The organism is Natrinema soli (genome assembly GCF_028618695.1).
The window spans coordinates 1-556 of sequence record NZ_JAQIVI010000425.1; the positions used below are offsets into that span (position 1 = coordinate 1).

Below are 556 nucleotides of genomic sequence, written 5' to 3' on the forward strand. Positions count from 1 at the left end.
CGCCCCCGCAGACCCGGCGGTCGACGCCTCGCCGTCGGCTTCCGCGACGGCTCGAGCGACGAGTCCCTCGGCGTCGTTGACCGCCTCCTTCACCGGTGCCTTGACGAGGGGCTCGTCCTCGAAGCGGTCTCGGTTCACCGACGTGTCCGCGGCGATGATCACCGCGTCCGCCTCGGCGATCGCGTCGCTCGAGAGTTCGTTCTCCTGGCCCATGGCTCCCTGAACCTCGACGTCGATCTCGTGACCGAGATCGGTCGCGGTCTGCTCTAAATTCTCGGCCGCCATCTGGCTGTGTGCGATACCCGTCGGACATGACGTTACTGCGACGAATTTCATTGGTCGTACTCCGTGATGTGTTCGTAAACGGTCGTTCTCGCGGTCGCGTCGGTCGCCCGATCGGCGAGCGATTCGGCCGCGTCGGTCTCGAGGTCGGCGATCGCGGCCTTCACCGCGGGGATCGTCACGGCGCTCATGCTGAGTTCGTCGAGTCCCAGCCCGACGAGCAGCGGCGCCAGTTCGGGGTTCCCGGCCATCTCGCCGCACATGCCGACCCAGG

General features: G+C 67.1%; 2 protein-coding genes. Both read right to left on the bottom strand.

Going from position 1 to position 556, the window contains the following annotated elements; genetic code table 11:
- Positions 1-336, bottom strand: a 336-nt coding sequence (locus PGX04_RS23085; RefSeq protein WP_273740657.1) for a PTS fructose transporter subunit IIB, incomplete at its 3' end; no start/stop codon positions are given.
- Positions 333-556, bottom strand: a 224-nt coding sequence (locus PGX04_RS23090; protein ID WP_337959486.1) for a putative PEP-binding protein, incomplete at its 5' end; no start/stop codon positions are given. The genes PGX04_RS23090 and PGX04_RS23085, both read right to left, overlap by 4 nt.